The 16,876-nt window shown below is 51.3% G+C and carries 19 protein-coding genes; 1 reads left to right on the top strand and 18 read right to left on the bottom strand.

The window, feature by feature from the left end:
• From MUB23_RS01965 to rlmH, 13 genes are all read right to left on the bottom strand, one after another.
• A complete protein-coding gene (locus MUB23_RS01965) occupies positions 1-1,131 on the bottom strand; it encodes a stage III sporulation protein AE (protein ID WP_244798507.1) in 1,131 nt (376 codons plus the stop codon).
• A 10-nt stretch (positions 1,132-1,141) separates the two neighbouring features.
• Positions 1,142-1,528: a SpoIIIAC/SpoIIIAD family protein gene (locus tag MUB23_RS01960; RefSeq protein WP_244798506.1), complete on the bottom strand. Its 387-nt coding sequence runs from the start codon at positions 1,526-1,528 to the stop codon at positions 1,142-1,144.
• A gap of 12 nt (positions 1,529-1,540) precedes the next feature.
• Positions 1,541-1,735: a stage III sporulation protein AC gene (spoIIIAC, locus tag MUB23_RS01955; RefSeq protein ID WP_244798505.1), complete on the bottom strand. Its 195-nt coding sequence runs from the start codon at positions 1,733-1,735 to the stop codon at positions 1,541-1,543.
• A gap of 42 nt (positions 1,736-1,777) precedes the next feature.
• On the bottom strand, positions 1,778-2,293 hold the full coding sequence (locus tag MUB23_RS01950; RefSeq protein ID WP_244798504.1) for a stage III sporulation protein AB: 516 nt from the start codon (positions 2,291-2,293) through the stop codon (positions 1,778-1,780).
• A complete protein-coding gene (gene spoIIIAA / locus MUB23_RS01945; RefSeq protein WP_244798503.1) occupies positions 2,290-3,240 on the bottom strand; it encodes a stage III sporulation protein AA in 951 nt (316 codons plus the stop codon). Before spoIIIAA ends, MUB23_RS01950 begins: the two co-directional genes overlap by 4 nt.
• A 223-nt stretch (positions 3,241-3,463) precedes the next feature.
• Positions 3,464-4,453 (bottom strand): tRNA dihydrouridine synthase, encoded by a 990-nt coding sequence (locus MUB23_RS01940; RefSeq protein ID WP_244798502.1) that lies wholly within the window; start codon positions 4,451-4,453, stop codon positions 3,464-3,466.
• On the bottom strand, positions 4,450-5,133 hold the full coding sequence (locus MUB23_RS01935; protein ID WP_244798501.1) for a YkgJ family cysteine cluster protein: 684 nt from the start codon (positions 5,131-5,133) through the stop codon (positions 4,450-4,452). The genes MUB23_RS01940 and MUB23_RS01935 overlap by 4 nt, the downstream gene beginning before the upstream one ends.
• Positions 5,134-5,379: 246 nt before the next feature.
• Entirely contained in the window at positions 5,380-6,267 is an 888-nt protein-coding gene (locus MUB23_RS01930) for a hypothetical protein (RefSeq protein WP_244798500.1), read from the bottom strand.
• A 364-nt stretch (positions 6,268-6,631) separates the two neighbouring features.
• A complete protein-coding gene (locus tag MUB23_RS01925; protein WP_244798499.1) occupies positions 6,632-6,883 on the bottom strand; it encodes a kinase to dihydroxyacetone kinase in 252 nt (83 codons plus the stop codon).
• A gap of 83 nt (positions 6,884-6,966) precedes the next feature.
• Positions 6,967-7,662, bottom strand: a complete 696-nt coding sequence (locus tag MUB23_RS01920; protein ID WP_244798498.1) for a 3'-5' exonuclease — start codon at positions 7,660-7,662, stop codon at positions 6,967-6,969.
• Positions 7,663-7,697: 35 nt separating this feature from the next.
• Positions 7,698-7,976: a hypothetical protein gene (locus MUB23_RS01915; RefSeq protein ID WP_244798497.1), complete on the bottom strand. Its 279-nt coding sequence runs from the start codon at positions 7,974-7,976 to the stop codon at positions 7,698-7,700.
• Positions 7,977-7,985: 9 nt separating this feature from the next.
• Positions 7,986-10,295 carry a bifunctional diguanylate cyclase/phosphodiesterase gene (locus tag MUB23_RS01910; protein ID WP_244798496.1) on the bottom strand — a complete coding sequence of 770 codons (2,310 nt, stop codon included), beginning with the start codon at positions 10,293-10,295 and terminating at the stop codon, positions 7,986-7,988.
• A 148-nt stretch (positions 10,296-10,443) separates the two neighbouring features.
• A complete protein-coding gene (rlmH, locus tag MUB23_RS01905) occupies positions 10,444-10,923 on the bottom strand; it encodes a 23S rRNA (pseudouridine(1915)-N(3))-methyltransferase RlmH (RefSeq protein ID WP_244798495.1) in 480 nt (159 codons plus the stop codon).
• Between the two features lie 129 nt (positions 10,924-11,052).
• On the opposite strand from rlmH, the gene MUB23_RS01900 reads away from it, so the two are divergent.
• The gene (locus tag MUB23_RS01900) at positions 11,053-11,877 is read left to right on the top strand and encodes a hypothetical protein (protein WP_244798494.1); all 825 of its coding nucleotides are present in this window, start codon (positions 11,053-11,055) and stop codon (positions 11,875-11,877) included.
• A 75-nt stretch (positions 11,878-11,952) separates the two neighbouring features.
• Here the strand turns inward: MUB23_RS01900 and MUB23_RS01895 are convergent, their stop codons facing one another.
• From MUB23_RS01895 to MUB23_RS01875, 5 genes are all read right to left on the bottom strand, one after another.
• Positions 11,953-13,065, bottom strand: coding sequence for a metallophosphoesterase (locus MUB23_RS01895; RefSeq protein WP_244798493.1), 1,113 nt, complete (start codon positions 13,063-13,065; stop codon positions 11,953-11,955).
• Positions 13,066-13,074: 9 nt separating this feature from the next.
• The gene (locus MUB23_RS01890; protein ID WP_244798492.1) at positions 13,075-13,407 is read right to left on the bottom strand and encodes a hypothetical protein; all 333 of its coding nucleotides are present in this window, start codon (positions 13,405-13,407) and stop codon (positions 13,075-13,077) included.
• On the bottom strand, positions 13,394-14,599 hold the full coding sequence (locus MUB23_RS01885) for a metallophosphoesterase family protein (protein WP_244798491.1): 1,206 nt from the start codon (positions 14,597-14,599) through the stop codon (positions 13,394-13,396). The genes MUB23_RS01890 and MUB23_RS01885 overlap by 14 nt, the downstream gene beginning before the upstream one ends.
• 138 nt (positions 14,600-14,737) lie before the next feature.
• On the bottom strand, positions 14,738-15,661 hold the full coding sequence (locus MUB23_RS01880) for an AEC family transporter (protein WP_244798490.1): 924 nt from the start codon (positions 15,659-15,661) through the stop codon (positions 14,738-14,740).
• Positions 15,654-16,820: an MFS transporter gene (locus MUB23_RS01875; RefSeq protein ID WP_244798489.1), complete on the bottom strand. Its 1,167-nt coding sequence runs from the start codon at positions 16,818-16,820 to the stop codon at positions 15,654-15,656. Before MUB23_RS01875 ends, MUB23_RS01880 begins: the two co-directional genes overlap by 8 nt.
• Positions 16,821-16,876: the final 56 nt, after the last annotated feature.

The following is a 16,876-nucleotide window of genomic DNA, read 5'->3' as shown; positions in this document are numbered from 1 at the left end:
CTACCCCGCATAATAATTGGCATTGGAGGCCGCGCACACGATCGCAACGGTCACCACAAAAAGAATCAACGTGTACAGCACCAGTTTTAACAACAGTTTCGTTCCGCTTGCCACCGCGCCGATGCAGGCTACAATCCGCTTATCCGCCGCCGGCTGAACGACGGCGGCCGCCCCTTGATACATAATTGCAACGATCCCCAGCTTTAGAATGGGAACCAGGCAGAGAAGGAGCAGGAAGATCAGCGCCGCGGTCCCGATCCCGTTTTTGATCAGAGCTCCGCTTCCCAGCAGAACCTGTCCCACCGCCTCCGCTCCGTTTCCGATCCAGGGAATCGCGGACACTGCCTTCCGCACCGCCGACGACTTCACCGAGTCCACCAACGGCAGCACCAGTCCCTGCACCAGATTCAACCCTAAAATCAGGCCCAGCAGCGATTTCATTCCCCACTCCACAACCACCTTCATCAAGTCGGTCAGTTTGGATAAAAAATCCTCCCGCGACAGAGAATTGACCAGAAGCAGAGTGACATAGATCTCAATGATGGGAATCAGGAACTTTAGAAACAGCCACTGTACCCCGCCGATCGCAAGAAGGGTCAGCTGATAAAAGCCAAGGGACGTTACGGTTCCGCCTGAGTAAGCGACCGCCATGAAAAAAACCGGAACCAAGAGGGACAAAAAGCCCAGAAGAACCTGCAAGACACGGGTGCAGATCGCAATGCTGGTGCCAAAGGCCGTAAAGAGCAAGGCCGCCAGCAGCAGATAACTGACATAAAACCCGGTCTCACCCACGGAGTTCTCCGAAAAAGCCTCGGCAAAATAAGTGAGAAGCGCTCCGAACAGCGCAATCAGGATCGCCTGGCGTACTGCATTTTTGTTGGCGGTAAGCTCGGAAAAAGCAGCCTGCTTTGCCAATGTCACCATCTGTGACAGCGCCCCGGAGAAATCCCCGCCGAGCACCGAATCCAGCATGTCTCGAAAACTACCGGATTCCGCTCCCATTTCCTGTTCCAGATATTCCTCGATCTGGGACAAATCATAGTCCTCCGCCTCGGTTCCCGCCCCGAAGACTGGTTCCGGTACCAAAAGCAGAGCCAACAGAACAAAAACACCAGCCATGAACCGTCTCATAGGCATCTCCTCAAGATAAGAACGTGTCCAGCACATCGAGAAGTGCCAGCAGAATCGGCATGCTGATCGCCAGCACAGTCAGCTTTCCGAAGATTTCGATCTGCGTCGCCACTGCCTGGTAACCGGCGTCCCGGCAAATATTTCCGGCGAATTCGGCTACATAAGTCACGCCGATAATTTTCAGCAGCGTTGCCACATAGATTTCGTTCATGGTTAGATAGTCCCGGATCCGCTCGATCAATTCTAAAATTCCGCTGACCTTGCCCAGGCAGTAAAAAAAGATTAAAAGTGTTCCGGCCAGGGAGAGCAGCAGGCTGTACTCCGGCTTTACCGCCTTCAAAGGAATGGCGGCCAGCACAATCAGGAGGCCCATCAAAGCCACTGTCACGATTTCCAAAGCGATCCCTCCTCATAGAGCGAACAGATCCCGTATCGTCTGAAACAGATCATAGATATAAGGAATCAGCCAATAAAGCACCAGGAGGAGCCCTGCCATGCTGGTGAGGAACGCATGCTCCTCGCGCCCGCTGTGCTTGAGCACCTGGCATAAAACCGAAACCAGGATGCCCACCGCGGCAATCTTAAAAATCAAATTGATATCCATATCTTCTCCCTTTTTCGATTTTCATTTCTGTGAAACTCAGCTTTACCAGAGAATCAGAGCCATCGCCACGCCTGCGCAGATCCCTAAACACCGAAAAATCCTTCGCTTCGCCGGCAATTCCTCGCGAAGATTGTCCATCCTCCTCTTCCACCGCTCCTCAAAATGTTCCAGGGTATTCAGCTGCATGGTCAAATCCAGGTAGCCAAGTTCTTTTCCCAGAGCAGAAAGCTCCTTCCGGTCTTCCCCGGCCAGTCCGCAGTTCTCCGGAAGCCCGTCCACTGCCTCGGCCCAGAGCTCCTGCATTCTTGACCCCGACATTCGTTCCAGCCGGACGGACAGATCCCGGAGAAATTCCTTCCAAGGAGAAGCCACGCGGTCCGCAACCTGGCAGAACGCCTGAGGAAAGGGAATGTAAGAACAGCGAAGCTCTCCCCGCAGCAGCTGAAGCATCTGCTCCACCTGTTCCATCGCAGCGATACGCTCCGACAGATCCTTTCCGGCAGCAAGACCGATCAGGGTGCTGGAGAGGAGAATCAGGATCAGCCCGATCACCTTCATCGATATCCCTCCCCCAGACGCCGTCCGCTTTCGTCCATGACCTTCCAGGCGACACGGCCCTCTGCTTCAGCGGAAAGAATTAAATAACGCTCAAAAATCCCCTCTCCGACCAGATGGCACAGGACCGGCTTTTTCTTTAAGTCTTCCAGTGAACTGCCGTGCACGGTGGCAAGGATGCCGCAGCCACAGTGAAGGCTGTATGAGAGAGCCTCCAAATCCTCCTGGCTTCCCACCTCGTCCACCGCAATGATCCGCGGCGACATGGTTCGCAGGAGCATCAAAATTCCCGCTGCTTTCGGACAGCCGTCCAGCACGTCGGTATGGCGTCCCAGATCATTCTGGGGCACTCCGCTGGAACAGGCGCCTAATTCCGACCGCTCGTCCACCACTCCCACAGTCTGAGGCGGATGCTCTCCTCCGTCCGATACCTGCCGAATAATGTCCCGCAGCAGGGTTGTCTTGCCCAGCCGCGGCGGAGAGACGATCAGCGTATGGCAGAACCTGTCCCGCTTCCAGAGAAACGGCAGCACTCCGTCTGCACACCCCGGCACCTGATGGGCCAGGCGGATATTCAAAAAAGATATGTACTTAAGCCCTCGGATGTCTCCGCCCTGGACCACTGCCTTTCCCGCCAATCCCACCCGGTGACCTCCGGGTATGGTGATAAACCCCTGACGGAGCTCCTCCTCGAAAGCATAAAGCGAATAGTGGCTGACAAACTCCAGAGTTTCCCGAATGTCCGCCGCCGTCACTGCATAAGCCTCCCGCCAGTTCCCGGAGATACGGCCCGAAGGCGTCAGATATTCTTCGCCCCGCCCCCGGCAAATGCACAAGGGCTGTCCGACCCGCAGCCGGATTTCTTCAAAAAACAAAAAATCCGCGGCGCTCCTCTCCAGGATGCTGCGGATTTTTCTGGAAAAAATACAGATCAATTCCTCTTTTTTCATAATCCCGCGCTCCCTTACCCTCAATATATGAGAGGGAGCACAAAATATTCCATTGTTACCATTCACGGCCCCGTAAAATGCACGGTGCCATGAACGGTAACACGCTACGCGATGCACAGAAACGATAAAAAACATCGTTTCGCGCCCTCTGACTCAGGATTTTCGTGCGAAATACGCACGAAAACACCTCGCGGAATTGTGGCTGTGAATGGTAACATTCCATTCACTTGCCGGCCTGTCCAAAGGATTCCCGGCAGGCAAAAGGAAGTTCAGACCGGAGAGACAACTCCCGGTCGCGAAACAGCGCGCTGACCGCCGTTTCATAAGCGGGAAGCCGTTCTGCTTTCCGGATCGCTTTTTGGTATTTTGCGCTGTCTTCAAACAGCGTCCCCAGATAAAACCAGAGTTCTTTCATCTTAAACAATACATTTCTATCGCCGGAAAGCTGCGCCCGGTATTCAGAAAGGATCCTGTCATGAAACTGCCGCAGCACCTGCTTATTTAGCCTTTCGTGTCCGGTCAATTCTTCCACCAGGCCGGGATTTGCCAGAAGGCCGCGGCCAAACATTATGGTCTGTATTTCCGGAAATGCCTCCCGGAAACGCTCCACATCCGGCGCCTGAAAAAGATCGCCATTGTAGCAGATCGGATTCCGGCTTTCCTCCGCCGACTCCCGAAACGCTTCCCAGTGCACTGGTTTTCGATAGAAATCTTTCTGTACCCGCGGATGCAGGATCAGCTCTTCCAGGGGAAAGCGGTTAAAAATCTTCAAAATCCGAGAAAATTCTCCTGGATCCTCCATGCCAAGCCTGGTTTTGATTGAGATTTTAAGGTCCGCCTTCGAAAAAATTTGATCCAAAAATTCCTCCAGCTTTTCTGGAGAGCCCAGGAAACCAGCGCCTTTTCCCTTGGAGACCACAGTGGCGGAGGGACAGCCAAGATTCAGGTTCACCTCCCGGTAGCCCTGTCCGAAAAGCTCCCCGGCCGCCCAGAGAAAATCTTCCGACTGGTTGGTCAGGATCTGCGGAACAAGCCGAACCGACTGATTATGCTCCGGAAGAATATCTTCCCATTCCCTTGTGTGGAATTTCCTTGTCTGATTCGGAGATAAAAAAGGGGTAAAATACTTATCAATATGCGGAAAAAAAGAATGATGGGCATTCCGGTATCGATAGCCGGTAATTCCCTCCATCGGAGCAAAATAGTATTTCATTCTCTCTTTCCCTCATGAAGCCCCAAGTCGGCTCGCGCCTTCGCCAACCGGATTCGGAATTCCTCGTAAAAGTCCTCCTCTTCTCCGTAAGGGGCCACATAAAACCGGTTCAAGAGTTCCAGATTCCACTGCCGGATCTTTTCATCCTCCCGGCACTGCTCTACTTTTTGCTCCATGTCTTTTAAAAAGCAATGCCAGTCTAAGACAAATGTTTCATAGTTTTTATAGTCCGGGATATCCAGCCATTTCTTTACTTTGACTTTTGCCCGGTCCTGTTTTTTACATTCATGCACCTGCAAAAAATAGCGGAAAGACCGGCCTTCATAATACCTGCCCAGAGGAAACAGGCGGCAAAAACCCGGCCGGAACGGATGGATCCCGCACCGTCCTGCTTCGGTCAAATACACGCACTGCTCCTGTTCCCCCGCCATTTTTAAATTCGGCTGGATCAGTCCGTCCACCACGTGAAGCTCCACGGCGTCCGCCAGCAGCTCCTCAAAACTTTTCTTTAAATGAGTCGAAAGCCGAAACAAGTCAAGAGGATCCAGCAAGATGGAATCTCCCATGCCATGGCAGCAAGCCGAACACCCCTCACAGTCCCGGCAGTCTGCCTTTACCAAATCATTCGGCCCGTACAGCCTTCCGTCCGATATTTCTTTCAGGCTTACCGCCCGTTTCATCTGATTCGTCCTCCTATCGCGGGCTTTGTGACTCAGCCCATATTTTCGTTTCTCATTGCCAACGCCTGATTCCGCGATCTTCTTTGGAATGAAAAAACAACCGGCTCTCACACGCGGTTGTTTTTCCAAGAACCCTGCCCACTATAGCACACGAAAAAAATCCTGTCAATTATTCCCGGCGCGGATTCTCGTGTTTTCCTTTGGGAATTCAATTTTACTTATTTTCCGCTTTTTCTTTCCCAAGCGTTATCCAAATAACTTCCCATCCGCCTCAAAACTGGCGCGGGCATCGGTGAAATCCAAAAGGATTTTTCCTTTGCGGATCAACTGATAATGCACCCGGCAAGCCAGGTTTTCCCGGATCATCCGCTTCATCGCCCCCTCCACCGGCGCATGGAGCGCTTGCGCCTTATCTTCCAGCAGCTCCGCCGTAAACAAGGTGTCTTTCTGACGAAGAATCAGTTTCTTTGCGTCGGCATAGATCACCTTTGCACCGAGATACGAACCCAGGCGATATTCCTTCCCTTTGATCCAAATCACGCCGATACATCCAAGGAAAGAAAATCTTCCGGCCGGTATCTTGGCGGCAGACGCCATAACCGAAACGTGTTTGTCATTATACTGGGTCCACAGATAGGCTTCCGGAAAAGAACAGCCCCGGTCCCCTTCGATATATCCGGTTCCATCCCGGAAAATATATTCCTTCCCGTTGAGCGACAGCCTTCCGTCCACCCGGTGAGTCAGACTATAGACCCGATGCTTGCACTGCATACCGGGGAGGAACTGAAACGGCCCCATAATATCGGATTTTAGAGGCGTCAGCGGCCCATAATTCAGCTTTCCCTCCAGCCAAACTCCTTTTTCCCGGACCTGCATTCTGCATCCGCGCTCAGAAAACTCCGCTCCGCCGAGTTCTGCATGGAAATGCCTTTTTCCTCCGGCAAACTCCGCCTCCGGAAAGCAAAGCCGAAAAGAATTCTCTTCCGTTATAATTTGGAGGGACGCCGATTTGCTCCCATCCTCTTCCTGATGATAAGATGGAATCATTGCAATGGAACGTTCCTCATTTTGATGTTTCAAATACCAGCCTTCAAAATATGGCTGATTCCCGTTATTCCCCAAAATACCAGACATAAAAACCCCTTTCCGGCAAAAATGTTTCCCTGATCCAGTATTTCCAATTTTCCCTGGAATATCCCGGATACAAACAAAATACATGGCCGGAAACCAGGCATTTATCCGTTCTCTGCGGCGGGCTCAGCCGTCCGGCAGCTTTTCTTCTTTTCCAACTCCTTTTTTCTTCCCTTTCTCTGACAATAGGGAGGAAATCTCCGATTCGCCTCATGATGGGCAATACACTCCGCACATTTCCCGTGCCTGATACAATCCTTTTTCCTACAGCTGCAAGCTTCCCCCGGAATTTCACTCATCGCACAGTCCCCCTTTTCTGGCATGAGCCCGCCGGTGGCGAACCGCCCAGTCTGCTTTTCCTCTCGCTCTATCCCTGTAATCCTCCTGCCTGGCGTTCCATGTTTTCAATTACAATATCATGGATGTCTCCGAGAGAAGCCCCGTATTCCAAAACCTTCCACGGCGTGTTGGTATGAAAATGAATCTTGATCAATTCTTCATCTCCCACCACCAACAGACAGTCTCCTTCGATGTTCCCGGTGATATATTCCTGGACTTGATCCTCTGAAAGTCCTTCCCCTTCGATCAACAGCTGCGTGTCAAACTTAAATTCCAGCATTCTTGCCTCCTTTTCTTGTCTGCACCCGTCAGACATCCCTTCTCTTACCCGGTTCTCCCTTTTTCCCAGCTCCGGCCATCCCCTCACCTAGCCAAGAGACTCTCAATCAGCCGGGATGCTTCCGCCCTCGTGAGATTTTCCAGATCACAACCTTCTTCCCGTTTCTTTTCCTTGATCAGCCGCGCCAGTAATTTTCGCTGTTTTTCCGTCGCGGGAAGGCTCTTTTTCGCCGTACAGCAAAGCTCTGCGGGCAAAAAGACCTGGGGCTCTTTTTCCTCGAAATAATGAGCCAAGGTCTGATACAATTTCGCTGTGGCCAGCGCATCGTGATAGGCGCGGTGGGCAGCCGAATTCTGAATCTGATAATGCTCGCAGAGAACCCCAAGGCTTCGGGAAGGCAGTTCCTTATGAACCACCCTTGCAATTTTCAGCGTATCAATTCCCGATTTTTCAAAAGAATACCCTAACGTATCCGCGTTTACTTTGATAAAACTATAATCGAACAGAATATTGTGGCCGATCAGCACGTCCTCCTCACAGAACGATAAAAATTCTGGAATCACCTGCTCCCGGCTTCTGGCCGAGGCCACCATATCGTTGTCAATTCCGGTCAATCCGGTAATGAAAGCTGGAATGGGACGCTGAGGTTTAATAAATTCCATAAACCGCTCTTGTACCCGTCCGTCCCGCACCTTCAGAGCCCCGATCTCAATCACTTCGTCTTCCGCCGGGCTGAGGCCGGTGGTCTCGATATCAAACGCTATATAGGATCGCAGCATTGCTCCGCAACCAGTTCCTTTCTCTTAATGGTATATTACAGTCCGGCAAAGAACAACTCGTAAAAATCATCCTCGCCCGCAAGCAGCGGCGAATTTTCCCCTCCGCCGTTGGTGCTTCTTCTTATCTCCGCATAAAACTCTTCGCCTGCCTCAACCAATTCCATCTCATAAATCGGAACGCCAAGTTCTCGGCAGGCCCGGCAAAATGCCTCCAGAGGATCGCGCTCGTTCCTTGTTTCCAGGAGGATCTTCCGGATTTTTTCATCCTTTCTGGCCCTTTTTTGCAGCTCCTCCAACCGCTCCGCAACACTCATGGTTTTTTATCATCCTTTCTTTTCGCAGATTGTTCCTGTTCCAGGACAGTTTTCATTCTCCGTATGAGGAAACCCTACACCCCAGTTTCCCTTGGGATCACGCCGGATCAGACGGCCGAAATCTTCGGCCGGCATGGGCCGCTCAAATACAAATCCCTGCACAACATCGCAGCCCCACTGCCTCAGAGAATCCACCTGTTCCGTGTCCTCCACGCCTTCCGCTACAACACGGATATTCAACAATTTCGCCATATGGATCACGTTTTCCACAATGATACGCGCCTTCTCATCTGCGGCCCCTCTTTCGAAGAAAAGGATGTCCAGCTTTAAAACCTGAATCGGCAAGTCTTTCAAAGTATTTAAAGATGAATACCCGGAACCAAAATCATCCAAAGAACAGATAAAACCTTCTTTTCCCAAATCCGCAATCCGCTCGCGGAGCAGTTCATTGTCCTCGATGGCAAGGCTCTCGGTAAATTCCAGTTCCAGCATTTCATCCGGAATCTGATACGCCTTCTTCACTCCGGCATAGTATTCGACAAAATCTTCCTGGAAAATGCCAAGCCTGGAAACATTGACCGCAATCCGGATCGTTCTTCCGCCTGCGGCAAGATATTCTTTCAGCCAGGCGCAGACCTGCCGGAACATATACCGGTCCAAAGGAATAATAAAACCATTCTTCTCAAACAGTGGGATGAAATCCCCTGGGCTGATGATCCCTTTTTCCGGATCCACCCAGCGAACCAACGCCTCGCCGCCGGTGATCCGATTGTTCTCCTGAATAGCCACCTTCGGCTGGATATATACCTGAAAATATCCGGCATCCAATGCCTGCTGCATCTGGGCCTCAATCTCGTTCTCATGGAATAGTTGTTTTCGGATTCCGTCGGAGTAGAAGGCATATTTGATATTTTTCTCCTGCTTGATGGATTTCTGTGCCATTCTCGCCCGGTTATACATTTCATTTACGGTTCGCTTTTCCTCCGGACTCTCCACACAGTAAAATCCCATGCTCCACACCAGACGAAATGCCTTGTGATCCACCAGCATGCTGCTTTCCAGCCGGTCCGTCAGTTCCTCGTACCAGCGAAGCAGGCCGGCCCTGTCCTCGTAATACCGGATTCCGACAAAATGATCGGAAGTTTCCCGGCAGAAAAGCTCCTTTTCCGCAGATAGTTCCCGGATCAGAACCGCCAGTTTTTTCAGCAGCTCATCCCCCTCCTCATACCCAAACGTTTCATTGAAGATCTTAAAGTTATCGATATCCCCATACCAAAATGCAAATTTACGGAATTCCGATTGATCCAGCGATGTTTTCACATCCAGGGAAAATTTCACAAAATTGTCGCTTCCCAGGAGCGGATCCCGATATGCCAAATCCTCCAACTGCTGTTTGTTTTTGATCTGCATCCGGCTCATACCGTAGACGAGAAACGCGAAAATGGCAAATGCCGAGACGATGAGAAGCACGGTTCCCAGGATCGAATAATAATCTCCGTTTACCTGGTTCTCCTGAACGATCCCCAGCAAATACCAGTCGTCCAATTCCAAGGGAAGGTAGTAGCCCCAAGTTTTATTTCCATTTTCCTCAAATTCAAAAAACCGTTCTCCGCTCTCCGACAGATCGGCCGCAATTTCGCCCAGTTCCTGATCCGAAAAACTGCCGATCTCCCGGATATTTGTCACTTCCGGAGAGTGTTCCGAGCGAATAATATACCTCCCGCTGCTGTTGATGATATTGGAATACCCGCCCCTGCTGAACATTGCGGTGTCCAGCACGCTCCGGATCCGGTCCGTATGGTCAGCCGCGGCAAGAACCCCAACCGTCTCCCCGCGAATGATGACCGGGACTCCGTAATAATTGATATATTTTTCGCTGTAAGGGTCGCTGACCGTATCGGACAGAGCGTTCATGCCTTCCATTGCTTTCTGATAAAAATGTTCTTCTGAAAAATCCAGGCCCTGATGGATGGTTCCGTCCATATCCACCATGTCACCACTGCCGCCGGCATCGATAAACCCCATCCGGAAAAACGAGTTTCTGTTATTGATCTCCCGAATCACCGGCAGAAGATGCTCCAGATCTGTAACTTCCATCTGACCAATGGTCAGCGCCACACCGTCCAGCGTCTCCATATTGCTCTGAATCAAACTTGTTATCGTCTTCGCCATACTGCCCGTGGCTTCCTCAAAATAGCTGATATTCTTTTTCTTGTTGTCCGCCATCATATAGATCGTAAAGCAAACCCCTGCGATTAAAAAGAACAGACAGATAACCGTGACAACGCGATAGTAAAACTTCAGCTTTTTCTTCTCCATTGTATGCTCCTAAAAAGTATTGGTAAAACAAACCTGCAGCTGGACCCGCGGCCTCCCTCCCCGACTCCAGCCTGTCTCTGATTGTATCACAAATAACCGGTATAGAAAAGATAATCTTAGTCAATTAGAATCCTTCATCTGCCCCTGCTCATTTGTGGTAGGGCTCGCCCTTCATAATTCGGTATCCTCTATAGATTTGTTCCATCAAAATCACCCGCATCAACTGATGGGGAAATGTCATGGCGGAGAAGCTGAGACGAAAATCCGCCCGCCTGAAGACTGCCTCGGATAATCCCAGGGAACCTCCGATCACAAACTGGATATGGCTCACTCCGGATATGCCAAGCTGCTCGATTTTTCGTGAAAAGTCTTCGGAAGTCAGCGCTTTTCCGTCAATCGCCAAAGCAATGACAAAGGCATCCGGACGCAGTTTTTGAAGCAGGCGCTCCCCCTCCACTGCTTTAATCCGATTTTTTTCCGTTTCGCTGCTGTGATCCGGAGTCTTCTCGTCGGCCACCTCCCGAATTTCCAACTGACAATAGCGGCCAAGACGCTTTCCGTACTCGTCTATGGCCGCTGCATAAAACCGTTCTTTTATTTTTCCCACACAGACAATATCGATCTTCATGAGATCCATTCTAACACATTTTTCAAAAATTTTATAGATTGGAAATAGAGATTTTAACCCCACTATATTGAGTTTCCCTTACGCGTGAAGTATAATATATCTACATTAAGTTTCACAAAGGAGTATTATATGCCGTACTGGGAAGTATTGGGACGGACTGCGGTTACCCAGGGTACACAGGAAACTGCGGACAGGATAACCCAATTCCTAACCTACTCTGGAGTAGACGCCACCATTTCCTTTGATGAGGAGCGCTCTGTCTATATCGTATCCGTTCCACAGGAGCAAGCAGATCTCGCTGAAAAATTAATAAAGAACTTTGAGGAAATAAAGCAGGCCCCGGAGAGAGAGGCCGAATCCGCGCCGCCGGAAAGTTTTCTGAGCCGGTCCCCGGTTTTTGTCCGGGCAGAAGAACGCTTCAAGAATACGACCAACTCTGCCTATACGTTTTTAACGGCAGGTTCCTTTGTTTTTTTATTGGCTTTAATCCGATGTATCATGGTATTTCTGAAATACCGGCAGGACTCGGCGGAGGCCTGCCTGCTGGATTTGGGAATGGGAACCGTCTTTATGAGCTTTGGAGTTTACACCCTGCATAAAGCCAATGAAATCCGTGATAAAATCAAAGAAGAAAATGTTTTCCTGACTGAAGCCATCGAATGGTTCGTCAGCACCTATTCCGCGATGCAGCTGGACGAAACGATTCAGGCGGCCGCCGATGAAAACACCTGGCTTCCCTTTGAGGAGCGCTATTTTCTCCGCAGAAGCCTGATTCACTGCTATATCCTGAGGGAGTATGACAAGATTGATCCTTCTTGCGCCGATTATCTGACCGATGAAATTTATGTCAGTATCTTTGAGAAGCCAAAGCTGGGCCAGAAAGAGGATCTGGGAAAAGAAGCGCCCGTTCCTCCCCGCTCCTTGCTTCGCAGCCGGAAAATGGCAAAGTCCTGACGCCGACAAAGATTCCGTTCCATGTGAAAACCAAAGCCGGACCCTCTCAATAGGAAGGTCCGGTTTTTTGCACCGTCAGGAAGACAGACGGCCTTTGATATCGACTATCACATACTCTGCGGCGCCTTCGGTTTTAATTGGATAGCCCCACCCTGCAATCCCGGTAGAAACAATCACCTGATACGCTCCGATTGCCTTCTGCCCTGCATTCATCTCATTGATCCCCAACAGCTCATTGACCACGCCCAGCGGCCAAATCTGCCCGCCGTGGGTGTGACCGGACAGCTGAAGGTCAATGCCCAGGGAGGCGTTTTGTTTCAGCTCCACGGGCTGGTGGTCGGCCAGGAGAAGGAAACGTTCGGAGTCCAGGCCCGCCGTCAGCTCCTCTCCGCTTTTTCGTGTTCTCACCGAGGCATCCTCGCGGCCGATCAGTATCAAGTCCTCTCCGATCGGAACAGCCTCATCCGCCAGAATATGGATTCCGCCTGCCTCAATTGCTTCGGCCAGCTGATCTTCCGTATAATTCGGCTGCTGCCGGTAGCGGGATCGGTCGTGATTTCCGTATACATAGTAAATGCCGTATTTGCTGCCGGTGGTACCGATGATCCGGAAGGCCTCCTGCATCTGTTCGAGCGTGGTATTCTCATCCACCAGATCTCCGCCCAGCACAACCAAATCCGGATCTGTCTTTGTGATTTTCCCGCAGACCTCCTGTAGCTTTTCCCCATTTATGCTGGTTCCAAAGTGCAAATCCGTAATCAGTGCGACCCGGTAATTCCCCACATTTTTTTGTGTCTCAACCGTATAGCCTGTCTCCACGATGTTGGTCATATGAAAATATCCATAGGCGATCAGCAACAGGGTCGCAAAAACAGGAATGAGGCCGCTGCGATAGATTGATTCCCCTTTCCCCTTTGCTTTGATGCGTTTCCGGGTCAGGCGATAAATCAGATCCAAAATAAGGGAAACACCGGCCAGATAGAGCACAACGATCGCGCCGATCCCCCACAAATTCAACGCCAGAACGGCCAGGCCCATGGCGCCGAGCGCCGCTATCCCTTTTGCCAGCCGTTCCGGCTTACATCCCCAAAACAGGAGCGAGCGCCGCAGGTAATGGTAGAGGTAGATTCCAAGAGGGACAATTACGCAGAAAGGAAACAAGATTTGAATGATTCGCCAGATATTCATCGGTACCTCCTAAACTTTCCGGCGCTGGTCGGAAAAGGATCCTTCCTCAAATTCCAATACAACAAAGAAAGCATATTTCAGCCAGCGATCCGCCGGTATTTTCCGCATGCTGCGCCGCAATAGCCCGATGTACAACTGAAACATCTGTCTCGGAACTCTGCTTTTTTGGTCATACAGCCGCTCCAGCAGCTCCTGAGCCTCTTCCGTAACCTCCGGACTCTTCCAGGCTGTATCTTCTCCGGCTCCGGGAAGCTTTACCTGATCCAGCTCGTTTGCCAAAAACCAAGCCGGATAGGGAAGAGACTGGCAGGAAAGCCTCCCCGTCCCCCTACTCAAAGGCAACGGGGATGACCTCTAAATTCCCCTTCGGTCCGATCTCGATCTGCGTTGCCCCTCTTTGCTGCGTCTGCTGTTCGATTCCGGGATAAGCCACATAATCGATGGATTTTCCGTATACCAGCCGGATTCCTTGATATTCCACCTGATAGTCATTCAGATGATCGTGGCCGCAGAACATGGCCATCGTGCTCCCCAGCCGCACCGCCCGGTCAAACAAACCGGAGTTGACCCTGGAACTGGCCACCGGCTCCCTCCAGTCTCCGGACAGATAACCGGCCCCTCCGGTCGTAAGCTCCTCCCAGGCCGTCTGATATTCTGGAACAGGAATATGAAAAAACAAGAGGGTCCGGGCATCTTCACCGTAGGTTTCCCGCAGCCGCTGAACCTGGTTTTCATACCAATCCACCTGGTCTTCCCGGATATAATCGTAGCCGGCGTTTTGTCCGTCCGCGTTCCAAATCTCATTGTGGGAATCCAGGACGATCAGTCCCACGGACAGGGACCCGTCTAAATTTTCCACTTGGAACACCTCATTGGAATATCCCGTGATTTTTTGGCTCCCTCCGCTCATCCGCAGCGTCCGGCACCGGGACAGCATCTCTGTGATCTCACTCTCCTCATACCGGTCCAGAAAGCTGTGGTCATGATTTCCAAACGCCCAGGTCCAGGGAATCCCGATTGCATCCATCATCTGAAACAGGACATCCAGCGCTCTCCGGTCATTGTCCGGATCTGAACTTCCGGTGCCGAAAACCAGATCTCCCGTCATCACAATAAAATCCGGTTTGGACCTTGCAACCAGATCGGTAACCGTAAGCACTGCCTTCCGGTCCTTCTCCCAATTCTCCTCCGAGCCGGTCAAGTGTACATCCGTGATTTGCAGAATCCGGAATGTGCTACCGCTCTTTTTGCGGATCAAAAAACTCCCGTCCGATTGACGTTTTAGGTTCAGGTTTTGATGGGAAACCGGCTCCAGCCCGGCAACCGCTTCGTAAACCTGCACATAGCCTTTTGAGCCAGGTGCGGACAGCGGCGCGGCATAAAGCGCTCCCTTTAAGGCCCTTCTGTCCTGTTTTTCATCCGGACAACACATACAAAAAACCGGATTTTGATCTGCCCAGGCAAAAAGGCCGATCCCGGCAATCAAGCACATGAGGATCCCCGCAAATAATTTGTGCAACCAATTTTGTTTCAAACTTTAGACCTCCTTTGATGGCAGTGTGCATCCCCCTCTCCGCTGCCATACTCCATTACCCTACCATCTGGAGCGAACTCTAAGTCAACCCGTCTGGTCTAAAGTTTTCCTGAATAATTTATAAAGCAAGAATAAAATCTAAGCCCCAAGTCCCATCACAAGGATCAAGGCCACGACAATCACGCCGCTGATCACAAAAGAACAGGACGTCACAAAACTGGCCAGCCCGACGTCTCCTCCCACCTGTTCCGTATAAACCGCGGCCATACTGGGAACCGGCGCAAACGCGCAGACCGTCAGAATCTGTCTGGCCGGAAGGTCAAAGGGAAGCACAAAATAAAAAAGCAGGGCCATCACCGTTCCGCAGGCATACCGCTTTGCCAGCACCGAAACCGCCGTCTTCCGGTACGCCTCGTCAAACCGGATCTCAAACATCATGCCGATCATAAACATGGAAAGAAAACCATTGGCCGCGCCTGTGGGCTGCGTTACGGTTGCCACCCACTCCGGGATCGGGACCTGGGACACAGCCAGCAAAATCATGACGAGGTAGGTGACCAAGGGCGTCGAATGAGCCAGTTTAGAGAGGATTCCTTTGATCCCCATCTTCTTGCCGTCCAGTTTCAGTACACCGGCGCCGAACACATAGGTGCCGCCGGTGCACATCATTGAATTTCCCACGTCAAAAAGCGACTGGAGCGCCACGCCGGTGCCCCCGATAAACTGCTGAGTGAAAGGCAGCATAAAATTGCCCAGATTAAAGCCGGAGGCGCAGAGCATATCCAACATCCGCTCTTTCTTTCCCTGCTTCCGGCTGAGACCCAGGGCAAGCAAAGCCATGACCCAGTTGGCAAAAAAGCCGGTGAAGGTCAGGCTCAGCAAGGCCAGATCCATCTGGAACCCATAAAAAGACTGGATGACCGCGCAGGGCAGTGTGATGTTCATGATAATTCTTACCACAACCCGATAATCCTCCGGGCCGAAAAAGCGCCCGCGTTTCAGAAAATATCCAAGCAAAAGCGGGAGCAAAAGAGAAAACAGACGGAAGGTAACATTAGCCATGGACACGTTCCTGCTTCCGTTTCATCCAAGGCAGACTGACTGCCGCCAGCGGAACGGACAATGCTGAGATGACGGCAAAAACCAGATACGCCGTCTGATAGCTGCTGGCCGAGGCGATATTGCCAACCATCACAGGTCCGATTGTCATACCGATGCCGTAAAGGGCCTGGAACAATCCCATAGCTGTGGATTGATTCTCCTGAGGCACATACCGGATCGCCAGAGCAGCCAGCACGGAAAACAGCAGCAGATTCCCAATACCGCAGATCACCTGAGCCACAAACAGCACCCAGATATTGGGCGCATAGGCCTCCATCACACAGGCTGCGGCCATGCAGGCAAATCCCAGCATCACCGATTTGGTGGTTCCGATTTTTTTCACTAAGATTCGTCCGACCCAACCGGCGGCAATGACTTGAATGACGGTAAACAGGGAGGTGTTGATCCCAATCTGGAGTTTTGTCGCTCCTAGGTTTTCCGCAATTGTTGAGGTAAAGGAAAATACGGTTCCGTGGAGCACCATCTGCATCAAAATTGCAAAAAAGGAAGGAAGCAGCACGGCCGGATTTTTAAATACACCGACAATATGGGAGATCTGCATGGGTTCCCGGCGGATCGGAATGGTTTTCAGGCCCACGGCAAAGGCAATCGCCACCAGGCCGGTTAGGAAACTCATAATCAAAGGCACCCGGTATCCCCAGAAATTAGCCGTGATCGTCCCCAGCACAAAGGCCAGCAGCTTGCCGCCGTTGTTAAACGCGGAGATATTGGCCATAGCCTGAACCCCCTCTTCCGCCTGGTAATAGGCCGAGTACAGCACCGTAAATGAAATCCACGTGGAGGCCGCAATACCGGCTAAAAACCGGCAGAACATAACGAACCACATGCTCTCGGCAAAAATCAGGCCAAAGGAGGACACGGTTGTAAACACCGTCCCCATCACGACAACCGCTTTATATTTTCCGGAAACGTCCGTAAAAATGCCAAGGGGAATCCGCACGATCATCTGGGTAAACCCATAGGTGCCGACCATGATTCCGATCGCCGTCACGGAGAACCCCAGCATATTGAGATACGGGGTAAAATACGGGACATGGCAGTATTCCGAAGCCCAGAAAAACACGATTACAATACTCAACAGTTGTCTTGATTTCTTCATTTTTTTTTTCTTCTCTCACAAATTTTTTAGCAATCAGCCGGTTATCCCGGTCAATC

Source organism: Cuneatibacter sp. NSJ-177, assembly GCF_022867805.1.
Classification (GTDB): domain Bacteria; phylum Bacillota; class Clostridia; order Lachnospirales; family Lachnospiraceae; genus Pseudolachnospira.
The sequence above is the reverse complement of the archived record's forward strand: the minus strand, read 5'-3'. Positions and strand labels throughout refer to the sequence as shown.